This is a genomic window from Flavobacterium suncheonense GH29-5 = DSM 17707, assembly GCF_000430025.1.
Taxonomy (GTDB): Bacteria; Bacteroidota; Bacteroidia; order Flavobacteriales; family Flavobacteriaceae; genus Flavobacterium; species Flavobacterium suncheonense.
This window is the reverse complement of the sequence record NZ_AUCZ01000007.1, coordinates 205,225-222,435: the sequence shown is the minus strand read 5'-3', so window position 1 is coordinate 222,435 and position 17,211 is coordinate 205,225. Positions and strand designations below refer to the sequence as shown.

Below are 17,211 nucleotides of genomic sequence, written 5' to 3'. Positions count from 1 at the left end.
CCTCACGATAGTTATGAAGTTAGATTCTAAAATACCAGAAGGTCCAATTGCAGAAAAATGGACCAACCACAAAAACCATTTAAAACTTGTAGCACCGAATAACCGTCCGAAAATCGACATTATTGTGGTGGGAACAGGATTGGCAGGAGCTTCGGCAGCCGCTTCTCTTGGCGAGATGGGCTACAACGTAAAAGCGTTCTGTTTTCAGGATTCTCCGCGTCGTGCGCACTCAATTGCCGCACAGGGAGGTATCAATGCAGCGAAAAATTACCAAAACGATGGGGACAGTACTTATCGTTTGTTCTACGATACCATTAAAGGAGGAGACTACCGTGCGCGTGAAGCGAACGTTCACCGTTTAGCGGAAGTTTCCGCCAACATCATCGACCAGTGTGTGGCGCAAGGGGTACCTTTTGCCCGTGATTACGGCGGATTGTTAGACAACCGTTCGTTTGGGGGTACTCAGGTACAGCGTACGTTCTATGCGGCAGGTCAGACCGGACAGCAGTTGTTGTTGGGTGCGTATTCTGCTTTATCCAGACAAATCGGGTTAGGACGCGTGCAGATGTTCAACCGTCACGAAATGTTAGATTTAGTGAAAGTAGACGGAAAAGCCCGTGGAATCATCGCCCGTAACCTGATCACAGGAGAAATCGAAAGACATTCGGCACACGCGGTGATCATTGCTTCCGGAGGATACGGAAACGTATATTTCCTTTCCACAAACGCTATGGGATCCAACGTAACAGCTGCTTGGAAAGTCCACAAACAAGGCGCTTTCTTTGCGAACCCGTGTTATGTGCAGATTCACCCGACCTGTATTCCGGTACACGGCACCAACCAGTCGAAATTGACGCTGATGTCCGAATCTTTGCGTAACTCCGGACGTATCTGGGTTCCTAAGAAAAAAGAAGATGCGGAAGCCATCCGAGCCGGTAAATTGAAACCGACACAAATTGCGGAAGAAGACAGAGATTACTATCTAGAGAGAAGATACCCTGCGTTTGGTAACTTAGTACCGCGTGACGTGGCATCCAGAGCCGCAAAAGAGCGTTGTGATGCCGGTTTCGGAATCGAAGCGAACGATACCAACGAAGGAGTTTACTTAGACTTCTCCTCGGAAATCATCTCCAAAGGAAAACAGGCAGCTTATGCTAAAGGAAACCACAACCCAACGCAGGAAGAAATTACTATTTTAGGGAAACAGTGGCTGGAAGAAAAATACGGTAACTTGTTTACCATGTACCAGAAAATTACCGACGAAAACCCATACGAAACGCCAATGAAAATTTATCCGGCGGTGCACTATACCATGGGTGGTGTTTGGGTAGATTATAATTTACAGACGAATATCCCCGGTTGTTTCGTTGCAGGAGAAGCGAACTTCTCCGATCACGGAGCAAACCGTTTAGGGGCTTCTGCGTTGATGCAAGGTTTGGCAGACGGATACTTCGTATTGCCTTACACTGTTTCGGATTATTTGGCCGACGAGATTCGTACCGGTAAAATTTCTACGGATTTACCGGAATTTGCCGAAGCGGAAAACCGCGTGAAAGAGCAAATCAACAAATTCTTAAACAACAACGGAACGAAATCCGTAGACCATTTCCACAAAAAACTAGGATTGATCATGTGGAACAAAGTGGGAATGGCCCGTAACGAGCAAGGCTTAAAAGAAGCGGTTGCCGAAATTGCCGCGTTGCGCGAAGAATTCCACAAAGACGTTTACGTTCCGGGAAGCGCTGACGAATTGAACCCTGAATTGGAAAAAGCACTACGCGTAGCTGATTTCATGGAATTGGGACAATTGATGGCGATGGATGCGTTACAGCGTAAAGAATCCTGCGGAGGTCACTTCCGTGAAGAGTATCAGGATGCGGAAGGCGAAACCCTTCGTGACGATGAAAACTTCAAATTTGTGGGTGCCTGGGAATACAAAGGCAGCGACATCAGTCAGGAAGTCCTTCACAAAGAAGAGTTGAAATACGAATACATCAAAATCGCAGCTAGAAATTATAAATAAGAATTAGGGATTAGTAAAAAGGGAGAAGTGATAAGGTGTTGCACTCGAATTACAGACACCGGATTACTAAACCTCAAAAAATAAAAAATTATGGCTTCTAAAAAGACTATCAATATAAACCTTAAAATTTGGCGTCAGAAAAACGCTAAAGAGAAAGGGAGTATGGAAACATACAAACTGGATAACGTTTCCACTGACAGCTCGTTCCTGGAAATGTTAGACCAATTGAACGAACAATTAGTAAACGAAAGAAAAGAGCCGGTTGCCTTCGACCACGACTGTCGTGAGGGAATCTGCGGAATGTGTTCGCTGTACATCAACGGACGTGCCCACGGACCGGACACCGGCATCACCACCTGTCAGTTGCACATGCGTATGTTCAACGACGGGGATACCATCTATGTGGAGCCGTGGAGAAGTAAAGCCTTCCCGGTAATCAAAGACTTGGTGGTAGACCGCAGCGCTTTCGACCGTATCCAACAGGCAGGAGGTTTCGTATCGGTAAACACTTCCGGAAGAACCATCGATGCTAATGCAACGCCAGTTCCAAAAACAGATGCAGACAAAGCGTTTGAAGCAGCAGCTTGTATCGGATGCGGGGCTTGTGTGGCGACTTGTAAAAACGGATCGGCTATGTTGTTCGTGGGAGCGAAAGTTTCTCAATACGCCTTGTTGCCGCAAGGACGTGTGGAAGCTACCGAGCGTGTACTGAACATGGTGCGTCAGATGGACGAAGAAGGATTCGGAAACTGTACCAACACCGGAGCATGTGAAATCGAATGTCCTAAAGGCATTTCATTGGAGAACATCGCCCGTATGAACCGTGAATACTTAAAAGCGAGTCTGAAATAAGCTTTTAATCGAATTTATAAAAAACGCATCCGGCAATGTTGGATGCGTTTTTTGTTTTTACTACTTTTAACAAAACGTTTCTTTATGCAAATTTCCATTATCCAGGCCCCACTCTTTTGGGAAAACCCTGAAGTGAACCGCAATTATTTCGCCGCCAAAATTCAAAACATCCCGGAGGAAACGCTCCTGGTGGTGCTTCCGGAAATGTTTACGTCCGGGTTTACCATGAATCCGCATGAAGTGGCCGAAGCCATGGATGGGCCAACGATTGCCTGGATGAAAGAAACTGCCCAAGCCCGGAATATGGCCATCATGGGAAGCATGGTTGTTCGGGAAAAAGAAAATTATTACAACCGGTTGTTGTTCGTTTTCCCAACCGGCGAAGTGGAATATTACGACAAGCGCCACCTGTTTTCGCTGGCTGGTGAGCATAAAGTGTACACCAAAGGCAACGAAAAGAAAATTATTAATTATTTAGGCTGGCGGATTTGTCCTTTTGTATGTTACGACTTGCGTTTTCCGGTCTTTTCCCGTTTTAATGACGATTATGACCTGCTGATCTACGTGGCCAATTGGCCGCAAGCGAGAATTCAGGCGTGGGATACCTTGCTCAAAGCCAGAGCGATTGAAAACATGACCTATGTGATAGGCGTTAACCGAATCGGGGACGATGAAAACGACAACAATTATCCTGGCCATTCCCAGATTATCGATTATCTCGGCAATTATATGGTGGAACCATCGGAAAAAGAGATGGTGTTTTCCGTTCGTCTGGATAAGGAACTCATGTTGGCCAACCGCAACAAATTCGGTTTTTTAGGCGATCGCGACGGTTTTACTTTGACAGAATAAAGGGCTGTTCTACATCCCAGTTGGCCCGGACATCGATTTCTTTCGGAAAGTAAATCACTTCTTCCGGCTGTCGTTTTTCCAGGAAGTTTCCGGAAGTCCACTCTTTGTTTTTGTCGTCGTCGTAGATGATTCTCAGCGTATATTGTCGGGGTTCAATGACGTCGAAATAAAGAACGGTTTCTTTTTCGGAATACTGCGATTCCATTACATTTTCTTTCGCATCCAGCAGTTCCACAAGAATCGGGAAACGGTCGACATTTTCCAGGGTAATCTTCAGGTTGCCAAAATCGGATAATTTTTTAGTGTTGAGAGTGTAGGAAAGAGTATCGTTTTCCTTATCGTAAAAATCTTTCAGCGCGCCGGGCAACAACAATACCTTGTATTTTTCGCTTTCTTCTTTTTTGAAATCGAAAACCAACTCCTGTTCAAATTCCTTGTACTTGGCCGTAAATGCTACTGCTGCGGAATCTTTTTTGGTTATCCTGATTTTTGAGGCGTCAATTTTTACCAAAGGCGTGGCGGCTTCAATCGTGAAATTTTCCCTAAAAGCAATGCTTCCGGACTGTTTTGCCTTCAAAGAAAGCGTGTCGGTTGTTTTCATTTCTTTTAACTTCGTCGTAAAAGTTTTGGAAAATTGTTCCCCGGCAACCTCAATTTGAAGGGAATCCGTTTTGATTTTCGGAATCCAGAGCTGTAGGGAATCGGCTTTTGGAAGTTTTGTTATGACAAAAGGAATTTCCGCATCCTTATTCCGGATTTTTAAGGCAACATTCTTGTGCGTTCCTTCATAACCCATTACCAACCTATTGGCACTGGCTTGAGACGGTCTCGAGGCTTTAAATGGGAGTTTTTCTTTAAAGAGATCCAATCGGAAAAGGGTATCGTTCGGAATCACAATCGGTTTGTTGTGAAAGGCAATTTTATCGGTTTTCGGATTGTATTTATAATCTTTGTTCTCGTCTTTTAAGGCGATGAGATAGTATTGGCCTTCTTTCAGATTTTCAAGCGCAAAAGTGGTAAGACTGTCCAGGCTGTTGGTTACATAACGCGGCTGTTCTTTGTAAATCGTGGAATCGTTAAAGGTTGCTGCTTCATACAGCTGGATGTTCACAAAGTTGTCTGTTTTTTTGGAAAGAGCGTCTTTAATTTTACCGCCAAGTTTCAGCGAGTCGATGTAGCTACCGGTGGAAAAAACGTATTTAAATTGTGAAAAAGGATTGCCCTCGTTGTTGTCGGTAATACTCTGTCCGAAATTAAAACTGTAGGTAGTGTTCGGCTGTAACGTATCGTTGATTTTAATCGAAATGAATTTGCTGGCACTTCCCATCGGAACAATATAAGGAGCGTTTTTCATCGGCGGCGAGATAATCAGTTGCTTGTTAAGATCTTTAATCTTGATGTATTCGTCAAACGTGATTTTGATGAAATCGCCTTTAAAATCCGTACTGAAATTTTTCGGACTGCTGTTAATCAGTACCGGAGGAATGGTATCCTTGGCGCCTCCTGTGATGGTACCTCTTTTGGCACAACCGGTTACCAGTAAAACAAGTGATACAAGCAGGAATGTAAACTTTGATTTCAGCATCTTGGAATTCATTTAACAGCACAAAATAACAATTATATTTACTGGAAATGAAATGTTTTCTATAAAATTATGAATGCGCATACGCAATGGTAACCACACTGATTTTGGCCCCGGGAATTTTCAGGAGCGCTTTTCCGCAGGCTTCCAAAGTGGCACCGGTGGTAATTACATCGTCTACCAACAGGAAATGTTTGCCGTGTTCGTTTTCCGAAAACCTAACGTCGAAAAGAGCTGTGCTCAGTTCGGAACGGCCGAAAATGTTCTTTTGGGTTTGTGTTTTCGAATAGCGTTTCCGTTCCAAAAGGGTTTCATTCATCGGAACATTCAAGCCCTGCGCTAATGAGGCTCCGAAAGTGGTTACCTGATTGTATCCGCGTTCCTGCAATTTCTTTGGATGCAAGGGAACCGGAATGATTTGGTCTACAGTTTTTAAAATCAGATCTTCTTTTGCAGAGGAAGCGTACAGGGTGCCGAAAAAATGACCGACATCTTGTGCTCCCTTGTATTTTAAATGGTGAATCAGTTGTTGCACGATGCCTTTTTTGTGGAAGTACACCACGGAAGAAGCATGCTCAACGGCTAGCTTTCCGTAAAACTTTTTAAACGTTTCGTTTTCAGGGTTCGCCAGATGATTGGTGAGCGGAAGTTCGTGTTGGCAGCGCAGACAAATAGTGGTTTCGTATGAAAAAAGTTGTGAAGCACATCCTTTGCAGGCTGTGGGGAAGAGGAGATTTAACAGATTTTTTAAAGCGTTCATCGATTTTTTTTGATTGTATGGGTTATAAAAAGTAGCTTCAAACATTATAATTTTTCAAATGCCTCTTAGACACTACATAAGCATTACTTCTACCAGCGTTGGATTTTTGTTAATCGGGATGCTGGTTGTTTCCTTTAAATTGTACATTACTTCGAAACAAAATGAGAGCCTTAAAGAGAAACTCTATCTTGAAAATACACTGCATCAAAATCAGATTTCTGAAATTTTAAGACGGTACGATTCGTTGGATAAAATTACGGAAAAGACACAAAAAAGCATCGATTCAGGTAAGAATTTTACTAAAAAAAAATTACAGATGGAAGCGGCTCCCAAACGTAATCCTGAAAAAGAAAGTAAACTTCAGGCTGTCAATCTTAATGTAAGAGGGGTTCGTAAAGTAGGGAGAGATGTTGTGGAAACCAATAATTCAAATAAAATCGATCAGTTGCGAATATGTTTTACCCTAGAGCAAAACAAACTCATAACACCAGGGAATAAAAGGATTCAGGTACAAATCCGCAATCCCAAAAACCGACTTCTGAATCTGGATAGCGATCAGAATCGTCTCGTTAAGGAGGTGTATTACAACTGTTTTGCCACCGATGCCTGTTTGTTTGTCGATTTGTATCAGCACGAAATTATTGCCGGAAACTACAGTATTAAGGTGCTTTGCAACGACGAAGTCATTGCCGCTACCAATTTCAGGGTCAATTAAAAAACTTCCAAAAAGATAGTTTTTCCACTATTTTTTCCCGCGCTATTTTTATACTTTTGCGTCACTATGGCAAAACAAGAAGACTTATTTAAGAATGTGGTTTCGCATGCAAAAGAATATGGATTCATATTCCAGTCCAGCGAAATTTATGATGGTTTGAGCGCAGTATACGATTATGCTCAAAACGGAGTGGAGTTAAAGAAAAACATCCGTGACTATTGGTGGAAATCCATGGTACAGATGCACGAAAACATTGTGGGAATTGACGCTGCAATTTTCATGCACCCGACCACCTGGAAAGCCTCCGGTCACGTAGATGCGTTTAACGATCCGCTGATTGACAACAAAGATTCTAAAAAAAGATACCGTGCCGATGTTTTAATTGAGGATTATGCCGAAAAATTAAACCAGAAAGCCCAAAAAGAAATCGAGAAAGCCAGAACCCGTTTTGGTGAAGCTTTTGACGAGGCACAATTCGTGTCGACCAACCCGAGAGTGGTGGAATACCTTTCCAAAAAGAACGAGATTCTGCAACGCATGGCGCGTGGTTTGGAGTCGGGTGATTTAGCCGATGTAAAAGCGCTGATCGAAGAACTGGAAATCGCCGATCCGGAAACCGGTTCCAAAAACTGGACGGAAGTACGCCAGTTCAATTTGATGTTCGGAACAAAATTAGGGGCATCTGCTGATTCTGCGATGGATCTGTATTTACGTCCGGAAACCGCTCAGGGGATTTTCGTAAACTTCCTGAATGTTCAGAAAACCGGGCGTATGAAAATTCCTTTCGGGATTGCGCAAACGGGGAAAGCGTTCCGCAACGAGATTGTGGCGCGTCAGTTTATCTTCCGCATGCGCGAGTTTGAACAGATGGAAATGCAGTTTTTCGTGAAGCCGGGCGAAGAAATGAAATATTATGAATATTGGAAAGAAACCCGTTTGAAATGGCATTTGTCCTTAGGGTTAGGAAAAGAGAATTACCGTTTCCACGACCATGAAAAATTAGCGCACTATGCCAATGCGGCGGCTGATATCGAATTCAACTTCCCGTTCGGGTTCAAAGAATTGGAAGGCATCCATTCCCGTACCGATTTCGATTTGAAAGCCCACGAAGAATTCTCCGGTAAAAAATTACAGTATTTCGATACCGAAGAAAATAAAAATTATGTACCGTACGTAGTGGAAACCTCCGTAGGGTTAGACCGTATGTTTTTGGCGGTTTTCTCCAAAGCCTTACAGGAAGAAACTTTGGAAGATGGCAGTACCAGAACGGTATTGCGTCTGCCAAGTGTGTTAGCACCAACCAAAGCAGCCGTTTTGCCATTGGTGAAAAAAGACGGTTTGCCGGAAGTAGCAAGACAAATCATTGAAGATCTGAAATGGGATTTCAACGTAGCCTACGACGAAAAAGATGCCGTGGGTCGCCGTTACAGAAGACAGGATGCCTTAGGAACACCTTTCTGTATTACAGTAGACCACCAAACTTTGGAAGACCAAACAGTAACGATTCGTCACAGAGATTCAATGCAGCAAGATCGCGTTAAAATCGAAGAATTACGTGGTATTATCAATAATGAGGTTTCCATGCGAAACTGGTTGATGAAGATGTAATTTTTTATAAAAGCAACAAAAAATCCCAAATTCAATATTGAGTTTGGGATTTTTTTATGATTTGGACTTTAAAATTTTACTCCGTTAACGCATTCCAGCCTCTCGCTTTCAGTTCGATTTTGGTGTTGGCTCTTGTTACCAGGTGCATGCCTTCACTTTCCTGTGTCATATGACCGATCACCGTAAAATTAGGATTGCCTTTTATCTTATCGTAATCGTCCATTTTGATGGTAAACAGCAATTCGTAATCTTCTCCGCCGTTGATGGCTACCGTGGTGCTGTCGATGTTGAATTCTTCACACACATTAATCAGTTGTGGGTCTAAAGGCAATTTGTCTTCGTAGAGATTACAGCCCACCTTCGATTGTTTGCACAAATGCATGATTTCCGAAGACAAACCGTCCGAAATGTCAATCATCGAAGTGGGTTTGATTTCCAGTTTCTCCAGAATTTCGCGGACATCCACACGCGCTTCCGGCTTTAGCTGGCGTTCAATAAGATACGTATAATTATCCAAGTCCGGCTGGTTGTTCGGATTGACCAAAAAAACTTGCTTTTCGCGCTCCAAAACCTGCAATCCCATGTAAGCCGCTCCGATATCGCCGGAAACCACCAATAAGTCTTTTTCTCCGGCTCCTTTGCGGTATACAATTTCGTTTTCATCCGATTCACCCAGAGCCGTAACGGAAATGAGCAGACCCTTCTGAGACGAAGTGGTATCACCGCCGATTACATCGACATTGTACACTTTTGCGGCTAAGGCAATTCCGGCATACAATTCTTCCAGTGCTTCCAGAGGAAAACGGTTGGAAACGGCAATGGAAACCGTAATCTGTGTGGGTTTCGCATTCATTGCACAAATGTCGGACACGTTTACCGATACGGCTTTATAACCCAAATGCTTCAGCGGCATGTACGCCAAATCGAAATGAATGCCTTCAATCAGTAAATCGGTGGAAACGACAACCTTTTTGTTCTTAAAATCCAAAACTGCGGCATCATCGCCAATTCCTTTTAGGGTAGACGGTTGTGCGATTTCGAATTGTTTCGTCAAATGGTCAATCAGGCCGAACTCGCCTAATTGCGCAATGCTGGTGCGTTGTTGGTTTTTATCTTCTATCATGATGCGATGCTAAATTAATGGGCAAAGGTACAAAGTTTCAAAAGAAAACCCGATTACAATCGCTATCGGGTTTGCTGTTATCGTTTCATGCTGAAATGTGCCTTAAACTCTTTCGGTTCTCCGTTTAACTTGTAAAAAACCTGAAACCAGTAATCGGTAGAGGGCAACATTTCGCCATTGTATCTTCCGTCCCATCCTTTTCCGGCAGGACTGATTTGTTTCAGCAGTTTGCCGTAACGGTCGAAGATATTGATATAAGCCTCCGGCTGATTCCGCAAGCTGGAAATGTTCCAGTAATCGTTACTGCCATCGCCGTTAGGAGTAAAGAAATTCGGATAACTTAAAACGTTTACGGTAAGCTCCGTTTTTCCGCAGTTGGCTTTGGTGTCATAAATAGAGATGGTGTATTCGCCGGCAGGCACATTTGTGAAGATATTGCTGCTTTGCAAAGGGCCGTCTTCCAGTTGGTACAGGTATTCACCATAACCGGCTTCAATGTTTACGGTAATATCAATCACGTCTTCAAAAGCGCCGGACAAAGTAGCATGGGCAACGGCTACGCTGGATCGCTCAACGGTAACCGTTGTGGAGTTGTAATTACAATCGGCTCCCGATTCGGGCGTAAGTTTGATGAAATCTACGGTATACGTCCCGGCTTCACTTGCCGTATAACTCACGCCGGTGCCCATTAAGGTTCCGTTTAAATACCATTCGGCACTAAACAGTGCAGGATCCAAACCGGTGTTGATGGTATATGTAGTCTGAGCCGCATTGGTAATCGGGTCGACACAGATGATACCACCGGTTAAAGCGATGTCGAGTAGCGGGTAAACCGTGAACGTAAAGGAAAGCTCATCGTAACAATTAGGATTGTTGGCGGCAGTCGCATAAACATAAACCGTGTAAGTTCCCGCCGTGCTGTAGGTGTAATTGGTCGGTGAAATCAATCCTATACCACCCGGTTCGGTATAATAGCCAATATTGTAAGTAACAGTAGGTAATGGCGGCAAGGTATAGCTTCCGCATTTTTCGATAGGGAAAGTCATAGCCGGTAAAACCGGAGTATCGGAAACCGTAATCGCAAAGGATTTTTCTTCGATACAGGTTATACCGAAACGCCCTGCATTCACTGCATATACATAAATCGTATCCGGTGTGTTGGCCGAAGTGAAGAGGGTGCCGTTTGGAACAGGATTTACACCATTCGGATCATAATAATAACCGATGCTGTAAGTATTGCTGGTTTCCGGCGGAACATGCGTTAAAACCGGTAAAACGTAACTGTCACATGCGGCTACATCCGGAAAATCGGGTAAATTAATGCCGTTGTAATACACCTTAAACGGTTTGTCAAATACGCACCCGGTTGCCGGATCTATATTGTACATGTAAAAAGTATTGTCGGTGTTGAAAATAGTGGCAGCACTTACTACCGTACCAGTTCCGTTAGGGCCGTTGGGTGCGGTGTAAACCGTTCCGTTAGCCGGAGTGGGGATGTTGTAAGGATGGCATTCAATTCGGTTGATCGGATCGTCTGTTACGGGATAAGGTGTGATGTCAATCGTAAAAGAACTTTCGTTAGCACAATCATTTGAATCCGGGCCGTTGTAAATCCAATACGTTCCGGGAGCTAAGTTAATCCCTGATAAATCGATTATGGAGCCGGCAGGCAGAGCAACTTGTCCAGGTGTTAACGGACCGCCTTGCAAAGTATAATAAGTCCCATTGGCTATGGCCGGTAAGATGAATTCCCCGCAATGCGTTCCGTTTGGAACAGTACTTACATCCGGCAAAGGAAAGATGGTAATCTCATAATGCAAATTCATGACTTCGGTACAATTCGGGAACGAAGTTGTAGGAGCGTGGTAGTAAATGGTTTGCGATGTCGTAATTGGGATAGCAGGATCAACCGGGTTACCGCCGCCATTCGGGGCATCAAAGTAGCCGCCTACGGTTAAAGGAGGCAGCGTAAAACTTCCGCATGCCTCCTGCGGAGTAAATAATCCGGTTTCAATAATATTAACCATAAAGGTATTCTCTGCGGTGCAGTACCAGGGATCACCGTAGTGGTCGGTAGAGATAATCTCATTGTATGCATGCATCTCTATGGTTTTTGTTATGACAAACCCCGGATCTACGAACACCTGTTCCGGCATACCGCTGTCTTCATTAATGTAGTAATAGGTTCCGTAGGTTAAAGGGGGCAAGGTGTAAGAATCGCAAACGGTTACATCCGCAGGATCGTCCACTAAAGGTACCGGATGAATGTTTATGGTGAATATTGCATCAATACAGGGAACACCGTCCATTTCCGCATAATAAAAAATATCTTGGGTAATAGTGGATTGGGTGTTGTTTGTGAAAACAGTGCCCGGTACAAGTAAAGCGCCTCCTCCCGAAGGGCCACCCAAAGCCGTGTAAAAAGCACCAATGTCATAAGGAGGAAAAGGAACGGTAAAGGTGCCGCAATGGTCGTATTGCGGTTCGTACTCTTCCACAAAATAAGCTTGAAACGATGTCTGGTTCGTGCAACCGTTGGCATCAGGACCTGAAAAAATATAATAAATTCCGGATTCGTCTATTGTATCCCCCGCATTGTATTGTGTTCCGGTGCCGCCTTGGCCGTCGTAATACGTTCCGTTGGCAATAACCGGCAAGACATAACTGCTGCATGCCACGACATTCGGCAAGGAACTGACGGGCGGCAACGGGTTAATGTTGAAGGTAACTCCGGTAATGTCAAAACAGTCGGGATTGGTTACATCCTGAACTAAGGCCCAGACACTGACGCTGTTCGTGCTGGCCGGAATGCTCAGAATATTGCTGATACTGTTGCTGCCCTGTTGAGCGTCCGACAGTAAACTGTAATAGGTAATGTTGTAATTGGCGGCCGGCTGTCCCAATAAAATACCATTGTTTAGCGCCGTAAGATCAAAATTCTGGCCAAAGTTACTGTCGCAAATGCTTGTGATGAAATCGGGTGCTGAATTTACAGGATCGGTTACAATCAAATCAAACGGGTAGACCGCATCACAAAACTGATTGGTTTGTGTGTTGAAAATTTTAATGTAAATCGTTTCGCTACCGGGACTGAGATAATTCGTTAAATTACTGGCAGGAATCGGCGTGTTGGAAACTACATCGGCCATAGAAGCATAGTAGAAAACGTCGTAAAGCGCATTGTCAATTCCCATAAACGTTTCATTGTTCACCGTTAGGTTATAGGAATATGTGGCACTCCCGGTATTACAGGTTCGCAGGCTGATTGGTGAGGATACCCATAAATCACTGAAAACTACGGTATCCGCAAGGACGCAACTGCCTTTGGTGATGTTTACCGTATAGGTTCCGGGTTGTGTTACGGTATACGTTGGTGTAGTGATTCCGGTTGGTCCTCCGTTCATGAGCCATTCATACGTGTAGGTGTTGTCTAAATTAGTGTTCAGGATATATTCATCGCCCGAACAGATAATCTGATCGTTTCCCAAACTGAAATTATTCTGAAAACTGCCTGCCGCAATAAAAACCGCAGAATCGATGTCCGCATCCCCGTAATCGGCAATCACCAATTTTAAGCGGTACGGATTGTTGGGTGTTACGGCTGAAGAAGCATTTAAAACCACGGTATGTCCTCTCATGTTTAAGGTGGAAGTTGCCGGATTGTTTACATTGTATACGGCAAAAAGAGTCGGGTTAGTCGAACCGCAAGTGTTGTTATAAGCCGAGTTTTTAATGTTTTTGACTGAAACAGGATTGGAAGTCCCGGGAATCACCGCCAGATTAGTCGTAATACCCGTTGTTAAATCGGTCAATTCGAAGGCGAAAATATCATTGGATAAACATTGGTACTGGCCGTATTCGTTGGAAGCAAACAAGAAGTCGAAGCTGAACGCGCTCGAAACCGGAACAAAGTCAAATTCTAAAAAAGCCAGGTCGAGTATCGGGGTTGAGGTACCGCTGCTGGTGTTGCTTAAGTTTTGAAGAAAGGCATCGGTACCGCCACCACCTGCCGTTCCGCTTAAGTTGTTACCAGTGTAGGAACCTTGAGTATCGGTGGCAATGCCGCTTCGCAGGATAACACCTTCCGCAATAGGAAAAGTCGAGCCGTTTTGATTGAAATAGGCCACCGATTGTGCCGATGAAATCGAAATATTTGAAACCTCCACACACGAATTTCCCAAAAGCAGGTTAACCAGATCAGCCGCGGTATGGCTGTTGTCGGTAACAGCAATGGTCTGAGACTGGCTTGCAAGACTTACAAAAAATAATATGAAGACTACTATTTTATTCATTAAAATTGTATAACAGAAGAATAAAGTTACAAAATATAAACAGAACTACCGTCGGTTAAATGGAATCCAACAAAAAACCCAACAACTCTCGTTATTGGGTGTAATCAGGCTATTTTGTTATAAATTAATCGTTCAGTTTCAGCACCGCCATAAACGCCGATTGCGGAATTTCCACGTTTCCTACCTGACGCATGCGTTTCTTTCCCTGTTTCTGTTTTTCCAGCAATTTACGCTTACGGGAAATATCCCCACCGTAACATTTTGCGGTAACGTCTTTGCGCAGGGCCTTAATGGTTTCACGGGCGATGATTTTCGCTCCGATCGCAGCCTGAATCGGGATTTCGAACTGTTGTCTCGGGATTAACTCGCGCAGTTTTTCACACATTTTTTTACCGATATGATACGCATTATCCTCGTGAATCAAGGCCGATAAGGCATCCACGTTCTGACCGTTTAACAGGACATCCAAACGCACCAGTTTCGAGGTCCGCATTCCAATCGGGTGGTAGTCAAACGAGGCATACCCTTTGGAAACGGTTTTCAGACGGTCGTAGAAGTCGAATACGATTTCGGCCAACGGCATGTCGAAATTCAGCTCCACACGCTCCGGCGTTAAATAGGTCTGGTTGGTAATCTGTCCGCGTTTCTCGATACACAAACTCATCACCTGTCCCACAAAATCGGATTTGGTAATGATGGTCGCCTTGATGTACGGTTCTTCCACGCGGTCTAATTTGGAAGGCTCCGGCAAATCGGACGGGTTGTTTACCACAAACGCCGTTTCCGGGTCTTTTTTGGTGTACGCCAGGTACGACACGTTCGGTACCGTAGTAATTACGGTCATGTTGAACTCGCGCTCCAAACGTTCCTGAATGATTTCCATGTGCAGCATGCCCAGGAATCCGCATCGGAAACCGAAACCTAAAGCCGCAGAACTCTCCGGAGCAAATACCAACGAGGCATCGTTCAGCTGCAATTTTTCCATCGAAGCGCGCAATTCCTCGTAATCTTCCGTATCCACCGGGTAAATTCCGGCAAAAACCATCGGTTTTACGTCCTCGAAACCTTTAATCATATTTTGGGTTGGGGTTTTCGCATCAGTAATGGTATCGCCCACTTTTACTTCTTTCGCTTCTTTGATACCCGAAATCAGATAACCTACGTCGCCGGTAGAAATAACATCTTTTGGCACCTGATTCAGTTTTAAGGTACCCACTTCATCGGCAAAATACTCTTTTCCGGTCGCCATGAACTTAATTTTCTGGCCTTTGCGGATTTCGCCGTTCAGCACGCGGAAAATAACCTCAATACCCCGGAACGGATTGTATACCGAGTCGAAAATCAACGCCTGAAGCGGTTCGTCTTTGTCGCCTTTCGGAGCCGGAATGCGTTCCACAATCGCTTCCAGAATCTTATCCACGCCAAAACCGGTTTTTCCCGAAGCGTGAATAATGTCTTCCAGTTTGCAGCCCAATAAATCCACGATATCGTCGCTTACCTCTTCCGGATTGGCGCTTGGCAAATCCACCTTGTTCAGTACCGGGATGATTTCCAGATTGTTTTCCAGAGCCAAGTACAGGTTGGAAATCGTCTGCGCCTGAATGCTCTGCGCCGCATCCACAATCAACAGTGCGCCTTCACAAGCCGCAATCGAACGGGAAACCTCATAGGAGAAATCAACGTGTCCGGGCGTGTCAATCAGATTCAGGATGTATTGTTCTCCTTTGTAGGTGTATTCCATCTGGATGGCGTGGCTCTTAATGGTAATCCCGCGCTCGCGTTCCAGATCCATATTGTCCAAAAGCTGCGCCTGAGCCTCGCGGGCGGTCACGGTTTTGGTTTCGTCCAGCAAACGGTCGGCCAGTGTACTTTTCCCGTGGTCAATGTGTGCAATAATGCAAAAGTTTCTTATTTTCTTCATCGTCGTTCTGTGTCTTTTTTGGGCGTTCCCGCAAGGGTCGGGCTTTCCGCTGTATCTTTTGCTCCGCTTGCGCTCCGCAAAAGGATGCCGCTGCAATCCCTAACGCAAACCACCTCTTTAAAGGTAGTGAATTAATCCGCAAATATAATCTAAAATCATCAGTTTCAAAGCCTCATAAACACAAACAAAGTGTTCTTTTTTCTTATCCCTTATCCCTTTTGGCTTAAAAAATTGTAATTTTGCCGCAAAATGCAGCAGGATGGTTAAGATTGGCAACATAGAACTCCCGGATTTCCCTTTGTTACTCGCGCCCATGGAAGACGTGAGCGATCCGCCGTTTCGTCGTTTGTGCAAGCAGCACGGCGCCGATCTGATGTACTCGGAATTCATTTCCAGTGAAGGCTTAATTCGCGATGCTATCAAAAGCCGCAAAAAACTCGATATTTTCGATTACGAGCGACCGGTAGGCATCCAGATTTTCGGAGGCGACGAGGAAGCAATGGAAATGTCTGCCAAAATCGTCGACACGGTACAACCCGATTTAGTGGACATCAACTTCGGTTGCCCGGTAAAAAAGGTTGTATGCAAAGGTGCCGGTGCCGGTGTATTGAAAGATGTCGATTTAATGGTGCGGTTAACCAAAGCGGTCATTAAAGGGACGAACCTTCCGGTCACGGTTAAAACCCGTTTGGGCTGGGACGAGAGTTCCATCAACATTGATGAGGTAGCCGAGCGTTTGCAGGATGTGGGTGTACAGGCTTTAACCATTCATGCACGCACCCGTGCCCAGATGTACAAAGGCCATTCCGACTGGTCGCACATCCAAAGAGTCAAAGAAAACCCAAGAATCACCATGCCGATTTTCGGTAACGGTGACATCGATTCCCCGGAAAAAGCGTTGGAATACAAAAATAAATACGGTCTGGACGGGATGATGATCGGTCGTGCCGCTATCGGGTATCCGTGGATTTTCGACGAAATCAAACACTACTTCAAAACCGGCGAATTACTGTCGCCACCCGATATGGAAGCCCGTATCCAGGCTGCCCAAAACCACCTGAATTGGTCGATGGAATGGAAAGGAGAACACGTGGGAATCGTGGAAATGCGCCGTCATTATACCAACTATTTCAAAGGGATTCACGGTTTTAAGGAATACAAACAGAAACTGGTAACCACCAACGAAGCGGAAAACTTGGCCAAGATTTTTGATGAGATCCGCGAGGTATATTCGGATTATCAGATAATTTAAGTGACGGAATAAGTTGGCCGCGAATGCACGAATTTCTATGTCCTGTTAGCCAATTTGCGGATTTTGGTTTTGTAGTAAGACAACACTATCAGGAGTCTCAAATTATTTTTTAGTTATAAAATTGATTTCCTTTTAAAGATTCAACCACGAATGATACTAATGCGTACTAATTTATTCGTGCATTCGCGGCTTTGTAATACATCAGCGTTATCGTAACAAAATTTTCATTTT

Annotated in this window: 11 protein-coding genes; 6 read left to right on the top strand and 5 right to left on the bottom strand. The window is 44.5% G+C overall.

From position 1 onward, the window contains the following. Window positions 1-13: 13 nt before the first annotated feature. From G498_RS0104980 to G498_RS0104970, 3 genes are all read left to right on the top strand, one after another. Window positions 14-2,023: a fumarate reductase/succinate dehydrogenase flavoprotein subunit gene (locus tag G498_RS0104980; protein WP_026980148.1), complete on the top strand. Its 2,010-nt coding sequence runs from the start codon at window positions 14-16 to the stop codon at window positions 2,021-2,023. Between the two features lie 90 nt (window positions 2,024-2,113). Continuing rightward, on the top strand, window positions 2,114-2,875 hold the full coding sequence (locus G498_RS0104975) for a succinate dehydrogenase/fumarate reductase iron-sulfur subunit (RefSeq protein WP_026980147.1): 762 nt from the start codon (window positions 2,114-2,116) through the stop codon (window positions 2,873-2,875). A gap of 84 nt (window positions 2,876-2,959) precedes the next feature. Further along, window positions 2,960-3,727: an amidohydrolase gene (locus tag G498_RS0104970; protein WP_026980146.1), complete on the top strand. Its 768-nt coding sequence runs from the start codon at window positions 2,960-2,962 to the stop codon at window positions 3,725-3,727. Here the strand turns inward: G498_RS0104970 and G498_RS0104965 are convergent. Both G498_RS0104965 and G498_RS0104960 read right to left on the bottom strand, forming a co-directional pair. Next, a complete protein-coding gene (locus G498_RS0104965; protein ID WP_026980145.1) occupies window positions 3,711-5,312 on the bottom strand; it encodes an Ig-like domain-containing protein in 1,602 nt (533 codons plus the stop codon). The genes G498_RS0104970 and G498_RS0104965 overlap by 17 nt on opposite strands. Before the next feature lie 67 nt (window positions 5,313-5,379). Continuing rightward, window positions 5,380-6,069 carry a ComF family protein gene (locus G498_RS0104960; protein WP_035743986.1) on the bottom strand — a complete coding sequence of 230 codons (690 nt, stop codon included), beginning with the start codon at window positions 6,067-6,069 and terminating at the stop codon, window positions 5,380-5,382. Between the two features lie 58 nt (window positions 6,070-6,127). Here G498_RS0104960 and G498_RS0104955 point away from each other — a divergent pair, with 58 nt between their 5' ends. Further along, window positions 6,128-6,784, top strand: a complete 657-nt coding sequence (locus G498_RS0104955) for a hypothetical protein (RefSeq protein ID WP_131387662.1) — start codon at window positions 6,128-6,130, stop codon at window positions 6,782-6,784. Between the two features lie 66 nt (window positions 6,785-6,850). Next, window positions 6,851-8,392, top strand: coding sequence for a glycine--tRNA ligase (locus G498_RS0104950; RefSeq protein ID WP_026980142.1), 1,542 nt, complete (start codon window positions 6,851-6,853; stop codon window positions 8,390-8,392). 76 nt (window positions 8,393-8,468) lie between these two features. Here the strand turns inward: G498_RS0104950 and thiL are convergent, their stop codons facing one another. From thiL to lepA, 3 genes are all read right to left on the bottom strand, one after another. Continuing rightward, window positions 8,469-9,515 carry a thiamine-phosphate kinase gene (gene thiL / locus G498_RS0104945; protein ID WP_026980141.1) on the bottom strand — a complete coding sequence of 349 codons (1,047 nt, stop codon included), beginning with the start codon at window positions 9,513-9,515 and terminating at the stop codon, window positions 8,469-8,471. A gap of 77 nt (window positions 9,516-9,592) precedes the next feature. After that, window positions 9,593-13,807: a T9SS type B sorting domain-containing protein gene (locus tag G498_RS0104940; RefSeq protein ID WP_026980140.1), complete on the bottom strand. Its 4,215-nt coding sequence runs from the start codon at window positions 13,805-13,807 to the stop codon at window positions 9,593-9,595. Between the two features lie 124 nt (window positions 13,808-13,931). Then, on the bottom strand, window positions 13,932-15,728 hold the full coding sequence (gene lepA, locus G498_RS0104935; RefSeq protein ID WP_026980139.1) for a translation elongation factor 4: 1,797 nt from the start codon (window positions 15,726-15,728) through the stop codon (window positions 13,932-13,934). 259 nt (window positions 15,729-15,987) lie between these two features. Here lepA and dusB point away from each other — a divergent pair, with 259 nt between their 5' ends. Further along, on the top strand, window positions 15,988-16,980 hold the full coding sequence (gene dusB / locus G498_RS0104930; protein WP_026980138.1) for a tRNA dihydrouridine synthase DusB: 993 nt from the start codon (window positions 15,988-15,990) through the stop codon (window positions 16,978-16,980). The last annotated feature ends 231 nt before the right edge of the window (window positions 16,981-17,211 follow it).

What these genes read in the sequence shown, in the direction of transcription:
- G498_RS0104965 (WP_026980145.1), bottom strand. Translation starts at nt 5,312, where the DNA reads ATGCTGAAATCAAAGTTTACATTCCTGCTTGTATCACTTGTTTTACTG.
- G498_RS0104950 (WP_026980142.1), top strand. Translation starts at nt 6,851, where the DNA reads ATGGCAAAACAAGAAGACTTATTTAAGAATGTGGTTTCGCATGCAAAA.
- lepA (WP_026980139.1), bottom strand. Translation starts at nt 15,728, where the DNA reads ATGAAGAAAATAAGAAACTTTTGCATTATTGCACACATTGACCACGGG.
- dusB (WP_026980138.1), top strand. Translation starts at nt 15,988, where the DNA reads ATGGTTAAGATTGGCAACATAGAACTCCCGGATTTCCCTTTGTTACTC.
- G498_RS0104940 (WP_026980140.1), bottom strand. Translation starts at nt 13,807, where the DNA reads ATGAATAAAATAGTAGTCTTCATATTATTTTTTGTAAGTCTTGCAAGC.
- G498_RS0104975 (WP_026980147.1), top strand. Translation starts at nt 2,114, where the DNA reads ATGGCTTCTAAAAAGACTATCAATATAAACCTTAAAATTTGGCGTCAG.
- G498_RS0104955 (WP_131387662.1), top strand. Translation starts at nt 6,128, where the DNA reads ATGCCTCTTAGACACTACATAAGCATTACTTCTACCAGCGTTGGATTT.
- G498_RS0104970 (WP_026980146.1), top strand. Translation starts at nt 2,960, where the DNA reads ATGCAAATTTCCATTATCCAGGCCCCACTCTTTTGGGAAAACCCTGAA.
- thiL (WP_026980141.1), bottom strand. Translation starts at nt 9,515, where the DNA reads ATGATAGAAGATAAAAACCAACAACGCACCAGCATTGCGCAATTAGGC.
- G498_RS0104960 (WP_035743986.1), bottom strand. Translation starts at nt 6,069, where the DNA reads ATGAACGCTTTAAAAAATCTGTTAAATCTCCTCTTCCCCACAGCCTGC.
- G498_RS0104980 (WP_026980148.1), top strand. Translation starts at nt 14, where the DNA reads ATGAAGTTAGATTCTAAAATACCAGAAGGTCCAATTGCAGAAAAATGG.